This window comes from Allobosea sp. P1_A7 (genome assembly GCF_056406775.1).
Map to the genome: position 1 here is coordinate 1 of NZ_JBFTZN010000082.1, position 20,650 is coordinate 20,650.

Genomic DNA, 20,650 nt, shown 5'->3' on the forward strand with positions numbered 1-20,650 from the left:
CGCGGAAGTTGCGAAGCTCACCACCGCAGATCGATGATACGCAGCATAAAGTCTAGCTGTCGGCCTCCCGAAGCGTGTGGAATCGTTTGGTCAGYCGGGAGAGAGCGCAGGGCTAGTAATAATCTCGAGGGAACGCCGTTCTGCGGGAGGAGGCTGCTGTTCGGGAGGGCGGCAGCCTCTTTCCACAGGGCGGACATCGCTTTTCCCCTTCGGCTTCAGTCGCGGCAACTCCTGACACAGTCTTCAGCGAATCTGTATGATCGGGCGCGGGGGCTTGAACGGTGTGCAAGGTCAAGGGCGAGAGCCAGACGGCATCGTATGCCACGGGGCCTGACAATTGGTGTCCCGCGCCAATGCGCTCTGCGCCATCTGTCCTGTTGGGGGTCGAAGCCCGGCGCCTCATTTCGGATTGCCTGTCGGTCCCGAGCGGCGGCGGACAAGCAGGAGAGACTGTGCTGCAAGCTGCAGTGCTTCGTCCGCCCGGCGCTGCCATCGACGCGCGCCGAGGATATCTCCGAGCAGAAGCCCACTGATGAAGGCGAGGATGAGCCATCCGATCATGTTGGGTCTCTCCCCGGGAGGAGGGACCATGATGCTGGCGGCGCTTGTTCCCCGGCAAGCGACGAAGGTCCTGGCTTTTTGAGCGACGCCCCGCCGTGGCGCGCCAGGGCATCGCACCCGACCGTTGGTGCGGATGATGGCCTGGCTTTCTGAAAGGCGACGCCGGTTGCTCGATCAGCAATTGGACAACCTGAATTCGCCACATTGTTCCGCTAACAGTGCAGGGTCGACTTAGAAATGCTCGGCTTGGCCCATGTCTCCTGAGAGAGCGCGGAGCCTCAACCCGTATCCCTTCGACGATTGATCGCTGCCTCGATGCAGCGCGCTCGTCGCATGCATTTCGCTCGACGATTCTCCAACACAAATGCCTTGCGGCCTCGCCGCCTGGCCAATGGACCTACATGCACAACAACATTGAAACGAAGCCTGTTGAGGCGCGTGCGCGCCCCGAGATCTTGAGGAAGAATGCCATCGTCCCGCTCAGGGCAGATCCGAACTGGAAGCCCGAACCCTGTGGCCTCAGCCGTGAGGAGCTCCGCAAGATCGTGGCTGAGATCCTAGGTTAGGGAGAAGCAACGATGCCTCGCACCTACTCCATCCCGTCGCGCCCGCGTCCATATCGGGTGCCGCAGTCCGGGCGCGCCGAACAGGCGCCGCTCCAGGGCGCGCGGCAGCGCTATGAGCGTGCCCTGAAACTTGGTGATGCCGAAGCCTTGGCCGGTCATCGCATCGAGGCCGAGCGCTACTATCAGCTGGCCGAGCACTATCTGCGATCCGGCAGCGGTCGAGCCGCGTGAGAGCGGATCTCTAACGCGGTATCCCCGACTTGTGTCCCGCCGGCTTCGTGGTTGCGGAAAGCCCAAATGACTTTGGCCGCTTCCCAATGTTCGCGATCGCGGCCGTCCGGCTGGCCTTGCTCCATCCAGAGGGCATAGGCGATTTTGCGGATTTCCCGCTGGGCACTGTTCTTGCTGGCCATCAGTCGCTCCCTTCGCCAGTCACAACCGGATGAAACCGCGGGTCCGCTCCGGCGTTCCCCCGCTGCGACAATCTGGCTCGACCCCAGCGCCTAGGCTCGAGCCGCATCCTTTCTTGCGGCGATCCGTGCCGGTGAAGCGAGGTCGCAGGAAGGCGGTGCTGCTCACTCCGGGGTGGTGTCGAGCCTGTCCGAGAAACGATACTTGAAATCGCAGTGCGAAGCGCCCTCCATCACGGTCTGGCTGCGTTCCAGCGAGATCCGTGGGTCGTAACCCGTGCAAAAGACGCCGTCGCGATTGCACGAGAGCAGATGGCCGATATGGCCGAGGCCCATCTCCCGATAGGTCTCGGCATAGCGGCACCGTTTGACGTTGTAGTGAAATTCCGCGTCGGTGGCCTTGATGACCTCGATCGTCAGCGCATCGTCCTGCGTCCAGAGATCCTGGAGTTCCTGGAAGGTGCGCAGTGTCGTCCCTCCCGGTGTCTTGGCGGCAAAGGCCTTGCCGGTCTCAACGGCGGCCCGCCTGATCGCCGTGTCGAGAATGGATTGTGCCAGCTCTTCGCCCAGCTTTTCACGCATGACCTCGTAGATCGGCGCGATGATTCCGGCCTCGATCTTGCGACGTGCGAGAATTCCGATCTCGCCATCGATCGCAGTGCGCGAACCGGCCTCAGAGTCCTTGTCCATCATGGTATTCCCCTGGATTGCCCGGCGTCGGCATCGCGCTGGCACGACGAGGCCCGCTGCCGTCGGATGATGTCATGCGAGGCCGGCCCGACCGCCGCAAATGATAGCGTCGCATCTTGGCTCGATGGACGGAAATGACAAGATTCCCTGCAGGCAGCCGGCACGGCAGCCTGGCATGCCGGTGACACCGGCCAGCGTCAGCGCGTGGCTTTGTGGCAGCCTTCGTGGAGCGAGAGCGGAGTCTTGATGGGGACGCTGCGTCCGCGACCTTGGCCGGCAAAGTTCGGTATCGCCGGACGGACCAGGTTCTTGGCCGGGGTGTGGGGTCAGTGCTTGACGATGGTCGGGTTGGGCGCTGCCGGAGCCGCCTGTCCCCCGAGCGGGAAGGCGACTGTGAAGAGCCCGATCGTACCGCGCGGGCGTTCTCGACCCCCACCTCGCGAAGGACCTTCAATCGCGTCGAGATCGGGAGGCCACCAACCTCGAAATTATAACCGATGGTTCCGCCGATCGCCGTGGTCCGACCCTTGAACGGGCCCAGCGAGGCGCCGCTGCCGCCATCCCCGCTCACCTGCTGGTAATGGCCGACCTGCACGCCGATGGAAAAGTCCTTGCTCAGGTACTGGCTGATCGAAAGATCGGCGTGAAAGGCGTTGCCGCTGTTGTAGTCGGTGGCAGTGTTCGTGCCGTTGATCTCGAATCCGGCTGCGGCCGAGACTTCCAGCCCCGTGGTCGTGTTGAGATAGGTCACGGCGCCGTAGAGGTCGCCAATCCAGCGATTGAGCGCGACATTCGACAGCTGGCCGTCCTGATAGGCGCCGGCGGGAATGTTGACGGCAACACCGGTCGTCCAGTGGAAATTGCCGGAATGCCAGCCGATGAAGCTGGTGACGACGGGATCGCCGATGTTGAAGGTGGCGTCGCGCTGGCTGAAGGCGAAAGCTCGCCCCAGGCGCGGGGCGGCAATTAGGGCTCCGGCGCTGACTCTCGGAATGCCGAAGGGCAAGGTCACGGCGAAGCCGAGATTGCCGCCCAGGACCTCGAGCGGAGTCACCCAGGTCGGTGTCAGGAAATCGACCCGCGCCTCGACCTTGACATCGCTGAGGACAGCCCCGCCGAGCTGGAGACGGCGGGAGCCCGGCAAGCTGCCGGAATAGCTGTAGAAATCATTCTGAAAATAGAAGCCCGGCGGCGGCACCAGGCCCGATAGAGCCCCGCGCAAGCCTGGGATATAAAGACTAGCGCCGCCTTCGGTCGCAAATGCCGGGCCCGCTGCCAGGCCAGCGAAGGCGCAGATTGCGGCACCGATTTTCAAAACGTGCCGCCGCATCGATTCGGTCTCCACATCGTGACGGAGGGAAGCTGGGCCGGCCTCGGTTTCATCGTCAAGCGAAGAGTTTCGGTGCAGAGCCAGAAGACTGCCGAAGGTTTTCGAGTGTGGTGTTTACGACCCGGTAAGACGCAGACGATGTTATGCTGGGGGTGCAAGACGGGTGCGCAGACCGAAGAGGTTCCAATCCATGACTGTCTCATGAGCAGAGTTCTGTTGAGCGGCCTTGCGGCAGCGACAATCGTCGCTGCACTGTCGTCGCGCGCCGAGGCTTTCTGGGAGCGCTCCCAGATCATGGCCTGTGCGGAAGCCCAGACCGAAGCAGAGCGGATCAGGCGGCAATGCTGGATCTTCGCTCCTGTGCCGGAGTTTCCGGCGCCGGTGCTGTCCGGGTACCGGTATGTGCCTTATGAGAAACGCTCCGGGCGCGCGCGTGGCCCMTGGCCGAATGGCGAGAAGGTCATCCGGCGCCTCGGCTAGGTCTTTCCTGAACCGAACGAGCGTTTGCCGCGGCGTTTCCTATTGTCGTGCTGCCGCGAAGGAACGAACGAAACCCGACGCAATCCGAGCCTCGGGCCGATCCCTCAGGCGGGCCTCAGCACTTATAGACTGTGCCGGCGGTGCTGGGTCCCTTCCAGGTATGGGCCGCGACCGGTGAGACCACATGTGTCCCGCCGGCTTCGGCGGCACGGATCTTCAGCCTGGCAAGGGCACTGTCGCGTGCGCTGTCGATCAGCAGCGTCTGATTGATGGTCGAATCGCCATTGATCTCCGTGATCTGCTTGCAGGCTTGGACGATTTCCTTGTTCTCCGTCACGACGACTGCGTTGGAGCGCGAGTTCGGAACGGCGCAGGCGGCGAGTGCGAACGTCGACAGGAGCAGTATCGGGCGCAGTAGCATCGGGGTCTTTCCTGAAGGCCTGTGTGTGGCCATATCACATTTCGCACGATCAGCCGCCTGGCTGCAATTTCGGGAAACAGGCCGCCGCGGATGATCGCATTGAACCGCGGACGCAGGTGTTCTATCCCGGGGCCGCTTTCACTCAGGTCGCTTCAAGAGCCGCAGGCCCAACGCGCCGCAGCCGGCGACCTTTCGCATAAGGATCGACCATGGCCCGCAAGAAATCCAAACCGCTCGATGCCGAGTTCGTCATGTTCGACATCGTCTATTCCGATGGCTCGCGCTCGTCGAACCGGCGGGTTCCCTCCGACCTGCTCGGCGGGCTCGATGGTGACGAGCCGGCGCGCGAGGCCATCATGGAACAGGACCAGATCATCGCGGAGAAGTCCGGCAGGCCGGCTCTCGCGATCACCTCGCTGACCCGTTCCGGAAAGGCCGCCCCGGAAAAGCCGGCGCAGAAAGCCCGCCGCTAGCAGGCGTAACCGCGACGCCACACATGCGGAAACCTTAATATCTCGTCTGCCTTGACGGTTGCCGTAGCGATAGTTTTCATGCGAATTGGCGGTCTTGGGTGGCTGAAAAAGGATATATTGATGCGTTCTCTTATTGTCGTGGGGCTTCTGGCCGCGGGGCTGGCCGGCTGCCAGACTGCACAGGAATCGATGGCCGACGCAGAAATCACCTGCGAAGCTCAGGGCTTCCGTCCGGGCACGCGCGCTTATCAGCAGTGCCGTTCTGCCAATTATGTCGAGAACCGCCGTGCATCGAATGAGACCGCCAGTGCGGTGACCGCCGGCGTTGCCGCGGGCGTCGTCGGCGGCGCAATTGTCGGTGCCGCAGCGTCTCGCCCCTATTACGGTCGCGGCTATTACTATGGCCGTCCCGGCTACTGGTGGTGACATTCCATTTCCGGGAGGCTTCGGCCTCCCGGTTTTTGTTTGAAGCGCGCACTGGTTGGTTGACCGGCTGCAGGTCTCGCCCGATCACTTTTTAAGATCACCGGACTGGATCTCGAAATCCGTCCAATGATTTCACTTCTCTGTTTGCATCGGCTTGCCCGAAGGCCGCGATCCACCTCTCGGGCCGATGCTCTAGCGTTTCGTGCTGCGGCGTCGCACCGGAGCCGGCGCTGGCTCGCTCGATGACGTCAGCAGCGAGCCGAGCACATAGACCGCGATGCCAATGCCGAGCAACGCTGCGAGCGGTTCCTTCTCCGTCCGTTTCGCCAGCAGGCGGCTGCCATCACGGGCATAATCCTGGGCGATATTGCCTGACGATTGCAGCCAGCTTTCGCCGGCCTTCATCGAATCTCTCCCCGCCTTGATCATGTCGTCTCCGCCATAATCGGAGAAAAGCCGGCGCAGGCGCCCGTAGTCGGGCTCCCATTGCGGTCGTGCGGGGCGCATGCTCGCCCAGGCGATCAAGCCGACGCTGAGGGCGCCGAGACCGAAGGCGACGACCGGATGGCGTTGGATCGCGCGCAGGGCAACCTCGCCCTTTTCCTGGGCGTAATGCCCTGCCTCGCCGGGATCTACATCGCGGATCGCGTCCTTGGCGCGATCATAGCCATCCTTGACGGTCCCAGCGAGATCGGCCGCCTTGGCGCGGATCGTATTGCCGGCACGCTTGGCCTCATCCTCTGCCTCGTCCCAATCCTTCGGCATGTCGGGCGGAAACGCATTGTTGGTCGCCATCGCGGACACTCCAGTCTCTCGTTTCGGGTGTGCAAACTGAACGATGCTGCGGCGACAGAGTTCCGTCAGCGTTCACGGAAATGTGCCGAGCCTGCCGGCTAAGGCTTGTTGAGGCCGACTTCCGGTCACGAGGGTGCCCAGATTGGATGCGAGGTCGTCACCATCCGATCGGGATCGACTAAGGAGATGATCATGGAAACACAGCACCTTCAGATGCAGTGCAACCCCATCATGACCGACCCGGAATGGATTGCCCTTGAAAGCCTCGACGAGGAGACCAAGCACTTCATCTTCGACGATGCCGTGTTGCTGTCGCTGCGGCAGCGGGGACTCGTGGAGCCGGCCGATGGCCTGTGGCGTGTCACTGCGCGCGGCCACCGGGCTCTGAGCGAGCGCAACTATTGGTGGCTCGCGCATACCCAGGCCTCGCGCTCGCTCTGCTCCAGCGCGTTCTCGGGGTGAGCGGAAGCCCTTTCGGCCAAAACCCGGTCTCATGGCCATCATTGGCCGGGTGTGCCTCTGGATATCGCGCGGCGATACATCACATGACAGTCAGTCGTCCTGATTGAAGAGCGCCATGGCCAAGCCTGTCAGCATCACCGTTTCTCATGACCTCGGACGCGAGGCCGCCCTGGACCGGCTGCGCAGCGGCATCGACCGCATCCGCGACAAGCTCGGCATGGTGAAGATGCAGCTGGTCGAGGAGAACTGGGACGGGGATGCCGTCCAGTTCGGCGTCGCCGCACTCGGCTATACCGTCAGGGGCAAGCTCGAGGTCGAGGAGACGCTTGTCCGCATCGAGGTGATGTTGCCCTGGGTGCTCGCGGTCTTCGCCGAGAAGCTCAAGCTCGGCGTCGAGAAGCAGGGACAGGTCCTGCTCGAGAAGCCACGCTCCTGATCACAGGTGGCGGGCGCTGCCGGAACGCTTCGCGTTCGTAAAGTTTCCGTTCACCATCAGGCTGCTGCAGTGACCCATTGCGACAATTCGCCGGGCACGATCGGCAATATTATTGCTGCCTGAAGCGAGAGGGGCGGCGCGCTGCGGTTGAAATTCCACCTTCCGCCCGCCATGGTCTGACAACCCCGTTTCATCACTCACCGCTCCGGGAGACCAATGCATCACGGCCCGCTGATCGCCATCCTTGTCGCGGGCCTCGGCCTTGCTTTCGTCTTCGGGGCGCTTGCCCAGAAATTCCGCTTCCCTCCTCTCGTCGGTTATTTGCTCGCAGGCGTCGCGGTCGGGCCCTTCACCCCGGGGTTCGTCGCGGATCAGGGGCTTGCCAATCAGCTGGCCGAAATCGGCGTCATCCTGCTGATGTTCGGCGTCGGCCTGCATTTCTCGCTGAAGGACCTGCTTTCCGTCAAAGCCGTTGCCGTGCCCGGCGCCATCGTTCAGATCGGCGTCGCGACCTTGCTGGGCCTCGGCCTCGGCTTGCTGCTGGGCTGGACATGGGTCGCAGGCGTGGTCTTCGGCCTCGCTTTGTCGGTGGCGAGTACGGTCGTGCTGTTGCGGGCGCTCCAGGAGCGTCGCCTCGTCCAGACCGAGAAGGGCAAGATCGCGGTCGGCTGGCTGATCGTCGAGGATCTCGCCATGGTCCTCGCGCTGGTCCTGATTCCGGCGGTCGCCGATGCGCTGAACGGCGCGCGGCCGGGTGCGCCGAGCCCGCTTGCGGCCCAGTTCGATCTGGGGCTGTGGGGCGTGCTCGGGCTGACCCTCGCCAAGGTCATCGCCTTCGTCGCGTTCATGCTCATCGTCGGTCGTCGCGTCATTCCCTGGTGCCTGCACTGGGTCGCCCATACCGGCTCGCGCGAGCTGTTCCGGCTGGCGGTGCTCGCTGTCGCTCTCGGTGTCGCCTTCCTGGCAGCTAGCCTGTTCGGTGTCTCGTTCGCGCTTGGTGCCTTCTTCGCGGGCATGATCTTGAGCGAGTCGCCGCTCAGCCAGCGCGCCGCCGAGGAATCCCTGCCGCTGCGCGATGCCTTCGCGGTGCTGTTCTTCGTCTCGGTCGGCATGTTGTTCGATCCGGGGATTCTGCTGCGCGCGCCGGGCCCGCTGCTCGCGACGCTCGCGATCATCCTGGTCGGCAAATCGGTGGCGGCCTGGCTGATCGTGCGCGCCTTTGGCCGGTCGAATGCGGTGGCGCTGACGATCTCGGCCAGTCTGGCGCAGATCGGCGAGTTCTCCTTCATCCTGGCCGGGCTTGGCGTTTCGCTCGCGATCCTGCCGGAGCAGGGGCGCGACCTGATCCTGGCCGGCGCGATCCTGTCGATCCTGCTCAACCCCGTCCTGTTCGCGATCGTCGAGAAGATCAGCGCGGAGACGCAGCCGGCGAAGCCGAAGCCGAGCGTGGCGGCGCCCGCGCCGGCGCCTGAGCCCGAACGGGATATCGTGCCGACCTCGCTTTCCCAACACATGATCGTCGTCGGTTACGGTCGTGTCGGCTCATTGCTGGGGGCCGGGCTGCTCGCGCATGGCGAGAAGCTGCTGGTGATCGAGGACCAGTCCGATGCGATCGAAGCCGCCAGGCGCGATGGGGCCGAGATCATCGTCGGGAATGCGGCTGATCCCGAAGTCCTTTCGGCTGCGGGTGTGGCGCGGGCCAAACGGCTCTTCGTGGCGATTCCGCAGAGCTTCGAGGCCGGCCAGGTTTGCGAGCAGGCCCGGCGCGACAACCCGACGCTGCCGATCGTCGCCCGCGCGCATTCGGATGCGGAGGTCGAGCACCTGACCAAATGCGGTGCGACGCTGACGATCATGGGAGAGGCCGAGATTGCGCGCGCCATGCTGGCGCTGTGCGTGAGAGCGGATTCGGCGCCAACCGAGCCGCCGCCATCGGCAGAAGCAGCTTGAGGTTTCCGCTGGACCCCACGATATCTGCGATTGCCGGAACCCGCCTTCGTAGGTCTCGGTGGAAGCGAGTTCTTGCGGATTGAGCCGGTCGGCCCAATGCCTGACGCCCGTTCGCGAGTGTGCTCAGGTGGGGCTCGGTTTCCGATTTCGGCGCATCGGGAAACCGGTCCGTCCGATCAGGGCAAGCCCCGGTCKGACCGCCGGAGACGGGCCTTGCGGTTGAAATCGGCGGGCAGCTTCCCCACCTGCCTTGCCCGATCTCCTGCCAACCCAAGAGCCGATGAGCCAATTGACCCAGAAGCGCGCGCTGCTGCTGCGCAATCCCAAGGCGCGGCGTGGCCAGGAGTCGATCGTGCCTCTCCTCGAGCGGCTGGAAGGCGGCGGGCTCACCGTAAGCGTTGAAACCTTCGAGGCATTGCCCGAGATCGCCCGCGATATCGTACGCCTGCGCCACATGGCGGACCTCGTCATCGTTTGCGGTGGCGATGGCTCGGTGTCCTCTGCGGCGCTCGCGGCGATGGAAAGTGGCCTGCCGCTGGGCATCATCCCGATGGGCACGGCCAACGACCTGGCTCGAACGCTCGACATCCCGATGGACCTGCTGGCAGCCGCCGATGTGATCGCGCGTGGCGAAACGCGCCCGGTCGATGTCGGCACGGTCAATGGCCACGCCTTCTTCAATGTCGCGAGCATCGGGCTGAGCAGCGAGCTCGCGCAAAGTTTCGACCCGGTGCTGAAGCGGCGTTTCGGAAGGCTGGGTTATGCGCTGGCCGCCATGAAGGTCATGACCCGGGCGTCGAGGTTCAGCGCGACCATCACCGAGAAGGGGCGGGCGATCGACGTCGAGACCTATCAGATCGCGGTCGGCAACGGGCGGCACTATGGCGGTGGCAATGTGGTGCAGGAGAATGCCGAGATCGATGACGGGCATCTCGACCTCTACAGCCTGGAGATGACGAACCTCTGGAAGCTGGCATTGATGCTGCGTTCATTCCGCTCGGGAACTCATGGTGCGTGGCGCGAGGTTCGCACTGCGAAATGCGTCGAGTTCGACATCGAGACGAAGAGGCCCATGCCGATCAACACCGACGGTGAGATCGTCACTGCAACGCCGGCCCATTTCAAGGTTCATCCCAAGGCCATCTCGATCTTTGCGCCGGCCTCCGCCACGCATTTGGGAATGGCCCGCCCTTCCTTGTATCACCGTTGACGAGGCGCTTTGGCGTGGCAGGGCTGCCTGGCAACATGGCCGCGATGCTGGGCGGACGGTAAGGCCGAGCCTCGCGACCTGCTCCGCTGCCGTCAGGCCGGCACAGTGTCTGCCGCGGGCATCGCGGCCTTCATATCCATCCACGCCAGCTCGAAGACATGGCCGTCCGGATCCTCGTAGGCGCGGTTATACAAGAAGCCCAGGTCAATCGGGTCACGAATATCGGCTCTCCCACCGGCGCTGGCCGCGGTTTCCGCCAAGCTATCCACCTCTTCGCGACTGTCGCAGGAAAGGCAGAGCAGCACCTGGCAGGTCGCATGCGCATCGGGAATCGGCTTCGATATGAAGGTCGCGAAATAGCCGTGCGTCAGAAGCTGAAAGGTGATCCGGTCCGACCAGACCATCGACGACGCGCTCTCATTGCTGAACTGATCGTTCTTCCGGCAGCCGATCGCTTCGTAGAAGCGGTTCGACGCGGCAAGATCCGCCACCGGCAGGTTTACGAAGATCATCTTGGTCATTCTTTGTCTCCTTGGACGAGGCCTGCTTGCCTCCATCCCAAGGACGATCTCGCTCACCGCAGGCCGACATCTCCTGCGGAATCTTTTTGCGTGCCGATCTCGCTCTCCAGCCGATCGAGATTCTGCCGGATATGTGCGGCTTCCGCAGCCGTGCCGGCGAGTGCGATGGCGCGGCCGAAGGCGTCGCGCGCCTGGGCGAACCGGCCGACCTGCTCGAGCAGGGCTCCTCGCATGCCGTGAAAATAGAAGTAGCTTGCCAGGGGTTCGGCGAGGGGGGCGATCAGGAGGAGCGCGGCTTCCGGTCCCTGAAGCTTCGCGACCGCGACGGCGCGGTTGAGTCTCACCACAGGGGAGGGTGCGCGGCGTTCCAGTGCCGAATAGAGCTGCTCGATCTGAGCCCAGTCGGTGTCCTCCGGCCGTTGCGCACGTGCGTGAAGCGCCGCGATCGCCGCCTGGATCTGGTACGGACCGGTCCTTCTGTGGTGGATCGCCTTGTCGATCATCGCCAGGGCCTCGGCGATCATCGCGCCGTTCCAGCGCAGGCGGTCCTGTTTCTCAAGCAGGATTGGCGTGCCCACGTCGTCGAACCGTGCCAGCAGACGCGAGTGCTGGAGCAGCATCAGTGCCAGCAGACCCATCATTTCCGGCTCTGCGGGAAACATCCGAAGCATCAGCCGCGCCAGCCGGATCGCCTCGCCGCACAGGCTCGACCGATCGCTGCGGGGATCGGAATCGGTATAGCCTTCGTTGAAGAGGAGGTAGATCATGGCCGCGACCGCCGCAAAGCGCTCGGCGCGTTCTGCCGGCCCCGGCGTCTCAAAGGGGACGCCTCCTCTTGCGATCCGCGCCTTCGCCCTTGCGATACGCTGCTCCATCGCCGTCTCGCTTACGAGAAAGGCGCGCGCGATCTGCTTGACCGACAGGCCGGAGACGATCCGCAGGGCAACCGCGATCTGCTGGGCTGCCGGCACGTCGGGATGGCAGCACACGAAGAGGAGCCGTAATATGTCGTCGCGATAGTCAGCCTGGTCGAGCCGGTCGACCAGGTCCGGCTCGGCATCATCGCGGTCGGACATCACATCCTCTGACGGCAACTCGGTCAGCTTGCTCTGGCGGCGAACGGCATCGATCGCAGCGTTGCGGCCGACCAGGATCAGCCAGGCGGTGGCGTCGCGCGGCGGCCCCTTCTTGGGCCAACTCCTCAAGGCGCGAAGACAGGCCTCCTGGAACGCCTCCTCGGCCAGGTCGAGATCGCGAAAATGGCGCAGCAAAGCGGCAACCGCCTGGGGGCGGGCGGCCGCGAGCGTTGCGCCCATCGGGCCCAGCTCGAGCATTCTAGCTGGTCCCGGCCAGGCCCGCGTCGGGAACGAGGGTCATCACCGGTCGGACCTCGTAGTTGGCGGTGGGATTGGCGCGACCCAGATCGCGTGCCACGGCGAGCGCCTGCTCAAGATCGGCAACCTCGATCACATAGATGCCGAGCAACTGTTCCTTTGTCTCGGCAAAGGGACCGTCGGTGACGAGTGTCCCGCTCTTGCGCACGCTTGTCGCGGTATTGGTGGGCATCAGCCGAACCACCGGCCTGAACGCCCGGCCCCATTTGTCGTGTACGGCAATCAACCGATCGACGACGACCGCTTCCTCCTCGCGCGACCAGGCGGTCGTGATATCCTCGTCATGGTAGCACAGCACGGTGTAAAGCATCTGCAGACCTCCCTTCGGTTCAAGGACGAAGCTTGAGCCCCCGTGCCGACATGTGGTGCCAGAATTTTGCCGGGTGGCCTGCCACCTGAAAAGATCGCGCTTGCCACGAACTCGCAGTGTCCCGAAACGCGCTGCCGGGATCGTTCAGACGGACAGCTTGCCCAACGCGCGGATCGTTTCCATGAGGCCCTTGTGCAGTTTCTTGTCGCGCCGGACGACGATCGCGAGGGTGCGCTTGAGGTTCGGGGTCAGGCTCCGCACCGCGACGTCGGATGGTGCTCGGTGGCCCGCGACGGCCATACCTGGCAGGACGGCACAGCCCAGCCCTGCACCGACGAGTTCCTTGATGGCTTCGACGCTCCCCAGCGACATGATGGGCCTGAGCGTCACCCCCGACTGAGAGAGCCACGCATCGGCAATACTGCGTGTCCTCCCGCCGGGCTCGAACAGAATCACGGGCCGCCCGGCGAGCCAGGCCGGGTCGACCTCGGCGGGGAGCGGCATGTCCTGCGGCGCAATCAGCACGAACTCGTCGTCGAGCACCGGGGTCACGTCCAGCATGCGGCCCGCCGCAGGCAACGTCACCAGTGCGATATCGATCGCGTTCTCCTCGATGGCCTTGAGAAAATCGGTCGTGTTGCCGGTGGTGACCGTGATCTCGAGCGTCGGGAATTTCCGGCGGAGTTCCTTCAGCACCGGCGGCAGCAGATAGATGCAGGCCGTTGCGCCTGTCCCGAGCCTGACACGTCCCATCGCGCCCTTGCCATGCCGTGCCATGGCTTCGGTCGCGCTGCCGACCAGGCGGCCGATCTGGTGCGCATAGGCCAGGAGTTCATCGCCTGCCGGGGTGGTCTGGCATTTGCGGCCGATCCGTTCGATCAGCGTCACTCCCAGGCGCCGCTCCAGCTGGCGCAACTGCAAGCTGACCGCGGGTTGCGAGAGCCTTCGGCGTTCGGCCGCAGCGGTGAAACTGCCCAGCTCCACGACGTCGACGAAGGCCTGTAGTTGATCGAGGCTGAGATTGGACACCCAAAGAATATCTCATGCTCCGCATAATGAGGCAAATCTTCCTTAATGATGGAGGGAGGCGTAGCGAGGGTGCCAGGACCCATCTTCGAAGAGCGAAACATGCCCAGTCTGGCGGAATGCCCATCACAGCCAACGGCCATCTCATCGTCCAGGGTCGCAATCCGCGCGGCGCAAGAGCACGACCTCGAGACCATCCAGGAGATTTATGCGCACCATGTTCTGCATGGGCTCGCCAGTTTCGAGACCGTTCCGCCTTCGCTCGACGAGTTGGCGGCCAGGCGCGCCGCTGTCCTCGATCTCGGCCTGCCCTTCCTGGTGGCGGAAATCGACGCGGCGGTCGTCGGCTACTGCTATGCGACGTGCTATCGGCCCCGGCCCGCCTATCGATATACGGTGGAGGACTCCGTCTATGTCGCGCCGGGAATGGCAGGGCGCGGCATCGGGAGCCGGCTCCTGGCCGCCCTCATCGACCACTGTGAGATGGGCCCCTGGCGCCAGATGGTGGCCGTCATAGGCAATAGCGACAATCGTGGTTCGATCGCCTTGCACGGCAGGCTCGGCTTCGAGCCGGTGGGCACGTTTCGGGCAATCGGCTTCAAGCTGGGAGGGTGGCTGGACACGGTGCTGATGCAAAGGGCGTTGGGCCAGGGAGCCCATACGCCGCCAGATGACGGTTCGTATCCATCGGCCTCGGCATGATGCGCCCCTGGGCAGTCTTCAATCTCGGTCTCACGCAGCTCATCTCGTGGGGGGTGACGTATTACCTGATCGGCGCGTTCGGCAATCTGATCGTCGCGGATACGGGGTGGTCGCGAGAGGCGGTCTACGGAGGGTATTCGCTTGCCCTCCTGGTGATGGGGCTGAGCTCTGCGCCGATCGGCGCACTGATCGATCGAAGGGGCGGGCGCTCCGTCATGATCGGGGGAGCGTGGCTCAATGCGCTCGGCTGCCTCTTGCTCGCGCTGGGAGGCAATCTCGCGCTCTATTTCACGGCCTGGTTCATGCTCGGTCTGGGCATGCGCATGTCGCTCTACGACGCTGCCTTCGCCACCCTGGCGCGGTTGCTGGGTAGCGACGCGCGCCGCCCGATATCCCAGATCACGCTCCTCGGAGGCCTGGCCTCGACGGTCTTCTGGCCGATCGGCAGTGCTCTTGCGGAAACCCTGGGCTGGCGGGGAGCCGTGTTCGCCTATGCGGCGATTTCTCTGCTGGCGATCCCGCTGCTGATCACATTGCCCGTCGCCTCGCGGCCGATCAGGTCGTCGTCCTCCGGGTCCAGTACCGGCCGCATCGAAACCCCGCGTCGGAAGATTTGGGCGGCAGGCCTGTTTGCCTTGATCGTGACGCTGGCGAACTTCCTGAATTCGGGGATGTCGGCGCATATGATTGCGATGATGGTCGGTCTCGGGTTGAGCGCGTCGACTGCAATCATGGCCGCGAGCTTCCGTGGGATCGGCCAATCGGCGGCGCGGCTCTGCGAGGTCCTGTTCGGAGCCCGGGTCGATCCCATTGCTCTCAACCTCTTTGCCACCGTCGTCCTGCTCGTCAGTTTCGTCGCTGGCTTCCTGGCGGTGTCGACATGGCAGGCTGCGCTTGTCTTCGCCTTCATGTATGGCGCCGGCAACGGCTTGCTGACGATCACGCGGGGAACCGTGCCGCTCATCCTGTTCGATCCGGCGAGCTATGGACACTTCGTTGGGACACTCGTGGCCCCGAGTTTCCTGCTATCGGCCACGGCGCCGATCGCCTACGCGGCCACGATCACGCGCTACGGCGAGGCGGGTGCGCTCCTGCTGTCGGCCGCGGTTGCAACGGTCGGGGCCTTCGCGGCGCTCGCCCTGTTTGTTCTCGGCCAGTTGCGAGCACCCTGACCTGGGCGAAGCCAGGCCGCGATCCATAGAAGGCTCCGCCCGAGCGCGAACCAAGCCGAAAGCTCAGTCCAACGGCAGATTCATCACCGCTGCTCGTGCACCTTCTGGCGCTCGAGATGCAGATGCGCGACGAAGTCGGAGACAAGTTGCGAGCGCAGGCTGTGCGAGGGGTAGAGAACTCCGAAATTATAGGCGATGGCTGGCCGGAACGGACGGGAGACTAACCCCAGCGGTTCGAACGCTTTTGCTGTGAACGGGTCCGCAATGGTCAGGCCCAGTCCCTGCGCCACCATCTGGCAGGCGATGGCGGCGATCGGGGTTTCGACGCGAACGTCGCAACGCACCCTGGCATCGTCGAGCACCTGCTGCAGCGAGCGGGACATGAAACTCCCCGCGCCCTTGCCGATGAACGGCATGCCGTCCAGGTCCTGCGGGACGATCTCCGGCCGCACCGCAAGCGGGTGACCGGCCGGCATCACGCAGACGCCGATGGCAGGGTCGAACAGCTCGATCTCGACACCCGGCTTGTCCATCGGGAGCATCGCGAAGCCGACATCGAATTGCTGTGTCRAAACCCATGAGGCAATGGATTCCGAACGCTGCGCCTGGATCGCAGCGGCGACGCTCGGGCGGTCCTTGAGAAATCCGGCAAGGGCGACAGGCAGGAAAGTGTGCGCCAGCGCGGGCATGCTGACGATCCGCAACTGCTCGACGCGGCGCTCCTTGATCTGGGCGGCGCGCTCGCTGATCCGTTCGAGCCCGACGAAACTGCGCTCGACTTCCTGATGCAGGGCCATCGCTTCGGGCGTCGCGACCGTGCGGCCATCGCTGCGCGTGAACAACACGAATCCGACCGCCTCCTGCAGCTCCTTCATCAATCGGCTGATCGAGGGCTGGGAGCTGCGAAGCAGGCGCGCGGCCTTGGTGAAGCTCCCGACATGCAGAACCGCGTTGAAGGCTTCGGCATGCCTGTGGGTGATCTGAGCCAAATCGGGCACTCCATTCCCGTTCCGCCACGGTCGGCCTGACCGGGCATTGCGACCCGGTCGGTGCGCCGGCAGGGCAATCGCGGCGATATCATATCAAATCTGAATGGCATGATCCATAATCAGTCGATTGACAGATGGGTGCCGCTCCCCAACCCTTGGCTGCAACGGGGGCCGTGTTCCCCGGCCAAACAGGGGATTTTTCGGCATGGCCACTTTGCGCTCGACTTCGCTTGGATCCGTCTTCGCCCTCGCGCTCGCCACGGGCGGCCTTGTCAGCGCGGGAGCGAGCGCCCAGCAGACGATGTATGTCGCGGGCTATGGCGGCTCCTTCGAGCGCCTGATGCGCACCGCGATCATTCCGCCCTTCGAGAAGGCGAACAACGTCAAGGTCGAGTATGTCGCGGGACAGTCGACGGCGACGCTCGYCAAGCTGCAGGCCCAGCGCGGCAAGCAGGAGATCGACGTCGCCATGGTCGATGACGGCCCGATGTATCAGGCTGTGCAGTTCGGGTTCTGCGCGCCGATCGAGAAGGCCCCGGTGCTCGACGATGTCTATCCGATCGCGAAACTGGACGAGAAGGCCATCGCCTTCGGCATCGGCGTCACCACCCCGGTCTACAATGCCAAGATCTTCAAGGAGAAGGGCTGGCCGGTGCCGACCTCCTGGGGCGACCTCGGCAACAGCGCCTATAAGGGCCAGCTTGCCCTGCTCGGCGCCGCCAGCACGACCGGCCTGCATGGGCTGATCATGGTGGCGCGCGCCGAGGGCGGCGGCGAGAGCAAGATCGAGCCCGGCTTCGCCGCCTTCAAGGACAAGATCCGGCCCAATATCCTGACCTTCGCACCCTCCGCACCGAAGCTCGAGGAGCTGCTGCAAAGCGGCGAGATCGCGCTGACCGTGATCTCGCGCTCGCGCGCCGTCGCGCTGAAGAAGGAGGGCCTGCCGCTTGAAGTGGCCGAGCCGAAGGAAGGGGCCGGCGCACTGATGGTGACGATGTGCCCCGTCGTTGACAGCGACGTGGCTCCGCAATCGCAAAAGTTCATCCAGCACATGCTCTCGCCAGCGATCCAGAAGGTCTTTGCCGGCGCGGGCTATGGCCCGGTGAACCGCAAGACGGAGCTGACGGCGGATGAAGCCGCGGGGCTGGCGGTCGGCGACCAGGCCGTTTCCAAGCTCGCCAAGATCGACTGGCCGACCGTCAACCAGAACCGGGCCGCCTGGACGCAGCGCTGGAACCGCGAGATCGAGCGCTAGATCAGCGGACCGGATCTTATCCGATCCGCCGATCTAACCTTCTGATCTGCATCACCTTTCGGGCCGATTCCTGAAGCCCTCGTTCCTTCGGACATCAGGCCTGCGCCAAGGGCGCAGGCGGTTTCATGGATCACCCTCGACTATGGCCAAGATCGCCCTTCGCGGGCTTACCAAGCGCTTTGCCGCCTTCACGGCGCTCAACGGAATCGACCTGGCGATCGAGCCCGGCGAGTTCGTCGGGCTGCTCGGTCCGTCCGGCTGCGGCAAGACCACGACGTTGAACATCGTCGCCGGCTTCGAGGAGCCGACCAGCGGCGAGGTACTGCTCGACGGGCGCAGCCTCCGGGGTGTTCCGGCCAGCCAGCGCGGCATGGGCATCGTCTTCCAGAGCTATGCCCTGTTCCCGCACCTGACGGTCGCCGAGAATGTCGCGTTCGGGCTCGAAATGCGGAAGATCGCCAAGCCCGCCCGTCAGCAGAAGGTCAAGGAAGCGCTCGATCTGGTGCGTCTCGGCCATCTCGCCGAGCGCTATCCCCGGCAATTGTCCGGCGGGCAGCAACAGCGGGTCGCGCTGGCGCGGGCGCTCGCCATCGAGCCCGCCCTGTTGCTGCTCGACGAGCCGCTTTCCAATCTCGATGCCAAGCTGCGCGAGGAAATGCAGGTCGAGATCCGGGCGATCCAGCGCCGCGTCGGCACGACGACGATCATGGTCACGCATGATCAGGCCGAGGCGCTGGCGACCTGTGACCGGATCGCGGTGATGGATGCCGGGCGGATCGTCCAGCTTGCCGATCCGCTGACGCTCTATGACGCACCGACGAGCCATTTCGCCGCGAGCTTCGTCGGCCGCTCCTCCCAACTCAAGGCAAGGATCGTCTCGGTGGAGGCCGGGCGTTGCTCGCTGCGCATCGAGGGCGTCGAGGCGGCGGTGCCCGGCACGGCGCAGCCCTCGCYTTCGGCAGGCAGCGCGGTGGTGATCGCCTTGCGCCCGGAAAAGGTCCGCCTCGTGCCGCCCGGGACCGGTTTTCTCGGCGGTCGGCTGACATCACGGGTCTTCCAAGGCAGTTCATGGCTGTTCTCCGTCGAGACGGCCATTGGTGCGGTCCTGTCGTCGGAGCCGCATCGTGGAGTGCCCGCCTTCAACGAGGGCGACGATGTCGGGCTCAACTGGCGGCCCGAGGATGCCGCCATCATCGCGGACGCGCATCATGGCTGAGGCATCCAGGAGCCGCGTGCCGCTGCTGCTCAGTCTGCCGGCGCTGCTCTTCTTCGCAGCGCTTCTGGTGACGCCGCTGGTGATGATCGCCGTGCTGAGCTTCCAGTCCTTCGACCTCGCGACCGGTGCGACCKGCGGGGCGACACTGTCGAACTTCGCGGATACGCTGGGCGATCCCTATTACCACACCATCTTCCTGCGGACGGTCGGGATCGCGCTGGCGACGACGGTGCTCTGCGTGCTGATCGGCGCACCCGAAGCCTATTTCCTGTCGCGGATGCGACCACCCTGGCGCTCGATCTTCCTGATCGTGACGCTGAGCCCGCTGCTGATCTCGGTCGTGGTGCGCACGCTCGGATGGGCGCTGCTGTTCGGCCGCAACGGTGTGATCAACAACGTCGCCTCCGGGCTCGGCCTGACGAGCGGGCCGATCCCGATGCTCTACACCATCCAGGGCGTCGTCATCGCGCTCGTCCATGTCGCGGTGCCGTTCATGATCATCTCGGTCTGGGCCGCCCTGCAACGGCTCGACCCCAAGGTGGTTCGTGCGGCGCAGTCGCTCGGCGCCGGCGAGACCACGATCTTCATCAGGATCATCCTGCCCCAGATCGTGCCCGGCATCCTGTCGGGATCGCTGATCGTCTTCGCGCTCGCGGCCAGTGCCTTCGCGACGCCCGCGATCATCGGCGGGCGCCAGCTCAAGGTCGTCGCCACCGCCACCTATGACGAGTTCCTGGGYACGCTGAACTGGCCGCTCGGCGCGGCGATCGCGATCGTGCTGCTCATCGTCAACGCCACGATCATGCTGACCTATAACCGCTTGCTCGAGCGGCGCTATGCGAGGTTTGCCCAATGAACCGCAACGGCCCCGTCGCGCTCCTCTGCCACAGCCTGTTCGTCATCTTCATGCTGGCACCGCTGATTGTGGTGATGTGGATGTCGCTGACGCCGAGCAACCTGCTCTCGCTGCCCACGACCTCGTTCTCGCTGCGCTGGTTCAGGGCCATCCTGGCCAATCCGCAGTTCGTCTCCGCCTTCTGGATGAGCATCGTGCTCGGCGTCGTTGCCGCGACCTGCGCGATGGCGCTCGCCGTGCCGGCCGCGCTCGCTCTGGCACGGCATCAATTCCCGGGGCGCGAGGCCCTGGTCGGGCTGTTCCTGTCGCCGCTGATCATCCCGCATGTCGTGCTCGGCGTCGCGTTCCTGCGCTTCTTCACACAGGTCAATATTACCGGCTCGACCGCAGGCCTGCTCGCCAGCCACGTGCTGATCATTTTCCCCTATGGGCTGAGGCTGGTGCTCGCGGCCCTGACCGCGGCCGATCCGGCGCTCGAACGCGCCGCGATCTCGCTCGGCGCCTCCAGCTGGACCGTGTTCCGGCGAGTGGTGTTTCCGCTGATGATCCCCGGCGTCGCCGGCGGCTGGGTGATCTCATTCATCCAGAGCTTCGACGAGGTGACGATGACGGTGTTCGTGGCGACGCCGTCCTCGATGACGCTGCCGGTCAAGATGTACCACTACATCGAGGAATCGATCGATCCGCTCGTCGCCTCGGTCTCGACCGTCGTCATCCTGCTGACCTTCCTGCTGATGGTCCTCGTCGACCGCATCTACGGGCTCGATCGCATGCTGGTCGGGAAAGGCTGACTAGCCGGGCTGACCGGCAAGCGCGGACAGGCCAGGCCGCCGCGCCCCCTCTTCTCAATCGTCAAGGACATTCCAGATGAAAGCCATCGTCGTCGGTGCCGGTGTCATCGGCTCGTCGGTCGCCTATCGCCTCGCCCAGGCCGGCGCGGCGGTCACCATCGTTGAGGAAAGGCGGATCGGCGGCGGCACCTCCAGCGTGACCTATGCC

26 protein-coding genes are annotated in these 20,650 nt (G+C 64.5%); 15 read left to right on the top strand and 11 right to left on the bottom strand.

Going from position 1 to position 20,650, the window contains the following annotated elements:
* Nucleotides 1–399: 399 nt before the first annotated feature.
* Nucleotides 400–561, bottom strand: a complete 162-nt coding sequence (locus AC1D34_RS16085; RefSeq protein ID WP_441492474.1) for a hypothetical protein — start codon at nucleotides 559–561, stop codon at nucleotides 400–402.
* Nucleotides 562–1,139: 578 nt separating this feature from the next.
* Here AC1D34_RS16085 and AC1D34_RS16090 point away from each other — a divergent pair.
* The gene (locus tag AC1D34_RS16090) at nucleotides 1,140–1,358 is read left to right on the top strand and encodes a DUF4167 domain-containing protein (RefSeq protein WP_441505766.1); all 219 of its coding nucleotides are present in this window, start codon (nucleotides 1,140–1,142) and stop codon (nucleotides 1,356–1,358) included.
* Here AC1D34_RS16090 and AC1D34_RS16095 read toward each other — a convergent pair.
* The 3 genes from AC1D34_RS16095 to AC1D34_RS16105 form a co-directional block, all read right to left on the bottom strand.
* Complete coding sequence (locus AC1D34_RS16095) at nucleotides 1,325–1,540, bottom strand: DUF2934 domain-containing protein (RefSeq protein ID WP_441492475.1); 216 nt, start codon at nucleotides 1,538–1,540, stop codon at nucleotides 1,325–1,327. The genes AC1D34_RS16090 and AC1D34_RS16095 overlap by 34 nt on opposite strands.
* A 162-nt stretch (nucleotides 1,541–1,702) precedes the next feature.
* Nucleotides 1,703–2,227: an L-2-amino-thiazoline-4-carboxylic acid hydrolase gene (locus tag AC1D34_RS16100; protein ID WP_441492476.1), complete on the bottom strand. Its 525-nt coding sequence runs from the start codon at nucleotides 2,225–2,227 to the stop codon at nucleotides 1,703–1,705.
* Nucleotides 2,211–3,557, bottom strand: coding sequence for a SphA family protein (locus AC1D34_RS16105; RefSeq protein WP_476824714.1), 1,347 nt, complete (start codon nucleotides 3,555–3,557; stop codon nucleotides 2,211–2,213). Before AC1D34_RS16105 ends, AC1D34_RS16100 begins: the two co-directional genes overlap by 17 nt.
* A 201-nt stretch (nucleotides 3,558–3,758) precedes the next feature.
* Here AC1D34_RS16105 and AC1D34_RS16110 point away from each other — a divergent pair, with 201 nt between their 5' ends.
* Nucleotides 3,759–4,037, top strand: coding sequence for a hypothetical protein (locus AC1D34_RS16110; protein ID WP_441492478.1), 279 nt, complete (start codon nucleotides 3,759–3,761; stop codon nucleotides 4,035–4,037).
* Between the two features lie 115 nt (nucleotides 4,038–4,152).
* Here the strand turns inward: AC1D34_RS16110 and AC1D34_RS16115 are convergent, their stop codons facing one another.
* Nucleotides 4,153–4,458: a hypothetical protein gene (locus AC1D34_RS16115; RefSeq protein ID WP_441505763.1), complete on the bottom strand. Its 306-nt coding sequence runs from the start codon at nucleotides 4,456–4,458 to the stop codon at nucleotides 4,153–4,155.
* 209 nt (nucleotides 4,459–4,667) lie between these two features.
* On the opposite strand from AC1D34_RS16115, the gene AC1D34_RS16120 reads away from it, so the two are divergent.
* Nucleotides 4,668–4,931, top strand: a complete 264-nt coding sequence (locus tag AC1D34_RS16120; protein ID WP_441492480.1) for a hypothetical protein — start codon at nucleotides 4,668–4,670, stop codon at nucleotides 4,929–4,931.
* 120 nt (nucleotides 4,932–5,051) lie between these two features.
* A complete protein-coding gene (locus AC1D34_RS16125; protein WP_084651267.1) occupies nucleotides 5,052–5,357 on the top strand; it encodes a hypothetical protein in 306 nt (101 codons plus the stop codon).
* Nucleotides 5,358–5,549: 192 nt separating this feature from the next.
* Here AC1D34_RS16125 and AC1D34_RS16130 read toward each other — a convergent pair whose 3' ends face one another.
* Nucleotides 5,550–6,152, bottom strand: coding sequence for a hypothetical protein (locus tag AC1D34_RS16130; RefSeq protein ID WP_441492481.1), 603 nt, complete (start codon nucleotides 6,150–6,152; stop codon nucleotides 5,550–5,552).
* Nucleotides 6,153–6,344: 192 nt separating this feature from the next.
* Here AC1D34_RS16130 and AC1D34_RS16135 point away from each other — a divergent pair, with 192 nt between their 5' ends.
* From AC1D34_RS16135 to AC1D34_RS16150, 4 genes are all read left to right on the top strand, one after another.
* A complete protein-coding gene (locus AC1D34_RS16135) occupies nucleotides 6,345–6,614 on the top strand; it encodes a hypothetical protein (RefSeq protein ID WP_441492482.1) in 270 nt (89 codons plus the stop codon).
* A gap of 115 nt (nucleotides 6,615–6,729) precedes the next feature.
* Entirely contained in the window at nucleotides 6,730–7,050 is a 321-nt protein-coding gene (locus AC1D34_RS16140) for a polyhydroxyalkanoic acid system family protein (RefSeq protein ID WP_441492483.1), read from the top strand.
* Between the two features lie 216 nt (nucleotides 7,051–7,266).
* On the top strand, nucleotides 7,267–9,000 hold the full coding sequence (ybaL, locus tag AC1D34_RS16145) for a YbaL family putative K(+) efflux transporter (protein WP_476824715.1): 1,734 nt from the start codon (nucleotides 7,267–7,269) through the stop codon (nucleotides 8,998–9,000).
* Between the two features lie 280 nt (nucleotides 9,001–9,280).
* Nucleotides 9,281–10,210 carry a lipid kinase gene (locus tag AC1D34_RS16150; RefSeq protein ID WP_476824716.1) on the top strand — a complete coding sequence of 310 codons (930 nt, stop codon included), beginning with the start codon at nucleotides 9,281–9,283 and terminating at the stop codon, nucleotides 10,208–10,210.
* A gap of 92 nt (nucleotides 10,211–10,302) precedes the next feature.
* Here AC1D34_RS16150 and AC1D34_RS16155 read toward each other — a convergent pair whose 3' ends face one another.
* The 4 genes from AC1D34_RS16155 to AC1D34_RS16170 form a co-directional block, all read right to left on the bottom strand.
* On the bottom strand, nucleotides 10,303–10,731 hold the full coding sequence (locus AC1D34_RS16155) for a VOC family protein (RefSeq protein WP_441492486.1): 429 nt from the start codon (nucleotides 10,729–10,731) through the stop codon (nucleotides 10,303–10,305).
* Between the two features lie 53 nt (nucleotides 10,732–10,784).
* On the bottom strand, nucleotides 10,785–12,065 hold the full coding sequence (locus tag AC1D34_RS16160) for an RNA polymerase sigma factor (protein ID WP_476824717.1): 1,281 nt from the start codon (nucleotides 12,063–12,065) through the stop codon (nucleotides 10,785–10,787).
* A gap of 1 nt (nucleotide 12,066) precedes the next feature.
* Nucleotides 12,067–12,435 carry a YciI family protein gene (locus AC1D34_RS16165; RefSeq protein WP_441492488.1) on the bottom strand — a complete coding sequence of 123 codons (369 nt, stop codon included), beginning with the start codon at nucleotides 12,433–12,435 and terminating at the stop codon, nucleotides 12,067–12,069.
* Nucleotides 12,436–12,579: 144 nt separating this feature from the next.
* Entirely contained in the window at nucleotides 12,580–13,464 is an 885-nt protein-coding gene (locus tag AC1D34_RS16170; RefSeq protein WP_476824718.1) for a LysR family transcriptional regulator, read from the bottom strand.
* 99 nt (nucleotides 13,465–13,563) lie between these two features.
* Between AC1D34_RS16170 and AC1D34_RS16175 the strand changes: the two genes are divergently transcribed.
* Complete coding sequence (locus AC1D34_RS16175; RefSeq protein ID WP_441492490.1) at nucleotides 13,564–14,163, top strand: GNAT family N-acetyltransferase; 600 nt, start codon at nucleotides 13,564–13,566, stop codon at nucleotides 14,161–14,163.
* Nucleotides 14,160–15,335, top strand: coding sequence for an MFS transporter (locus tag AC1D34_RS16180; RefSeq protein WP_476824719.1), 1,176 nt, complete (start codon nucleotides 14,160–14,162; stop codon nucleotides 15,333–15,335). The genes AC1D34_RS16175 and AC1D34_RS16180 overlap by 4 nt, the downstream gene beginning before the upstream one ends.
* An 83-nt stretch (nucleotides 15,336–15,418) precedes the next feature.
* Here the strand turns inward: AC1D34_RS16180 and AC1D34_RS16185 are convergent, their stop codons facing one another.
* A complete protein-coding gene (locus tag AC1D34_RS16185; protein WP_476824720.1) occupies nucleotides 15,419–16,324 on the bottom strand; it encodes a LysR substrate-binding domain-containing protein in 906 nt (301 codons plus the stop codon).
* A 205-nt stretch (nucleotides 16,325–16,529) separates the two neighbouring features.
* Here AC1D34_RS16185 and AC1D34_RS16190 point away from each other — a divergent pair, with 205 nt between their 5' ends.
* The 5 genes from AC1D34_RS16190 to AC1D34_RS16210 all read left to right on the top strand — a co-directional run.
* The gene (locus AC1D34_RS16190; protein WP_476824721.1) at nucleotides 16,530–17,579 is read left to right on the top strand and encodes an ABC transporter substrate-binding protein; all 1,050 of its coding nucleotides are present in this window, start codon (nucleotides 16,530–16,532) and stop codon (nucleotides 17,577–17,579) included.
* Nucleotides 17,580–17,721: 142 nt separating this feature from the next.
* Entirely contained in the window at nucleotides 17,722–18,795 is a 1,074-nt protein-coding gene (locus AC1D34_RS16195) for an ABC transporter ATP-binding protein (RefSeq protein WP_476824722.1), read from the top strand.
* Nucleotides 18,788–19,651: an ABC transporter permease gene (locus tag AC1D34_RS16200; protein ID WP_476824723.1), complete on the top strand. Its 864-nt coding sequence runs from the start codon at nucleotides 18,788–18,790 to the stop codon at nucleotides 19,649–19,651. Before AC1D34_RS16195 ends, AC1D34_RS16200 begins: the two co-directional genes overlap by 8 nt.
* Nucleotides 19,648–20,442 carry an ABC transporter permease gene (locus tag AC1D34_RS16205; RefSeq protein WP_441492496.1) on the top strand — a complete coding sequence of 265 codons (795 nt, stop codon included), beginning with the start codon at nucleotides 19,648–19,650 and terminating at the stop codon, nucleotides 20,440–20,442. The genes AC1D34_RS16200 and AC1D34_RS16205 overlap by 4 nt, the downstream gene beginning before the upstream one ends.
* Nucleotides 20,443–20,518: 76 nt before the next feature.
* Nucleotides 20,519–20,650, top strand: a 132-nt coding sequence (locus tag AC1D34_RS16210) for an FAD-dependent oxidoreductase (RefSeq protein ID WP_476824724.1), incomplete at its 3' end; no start/stop codon positions are given.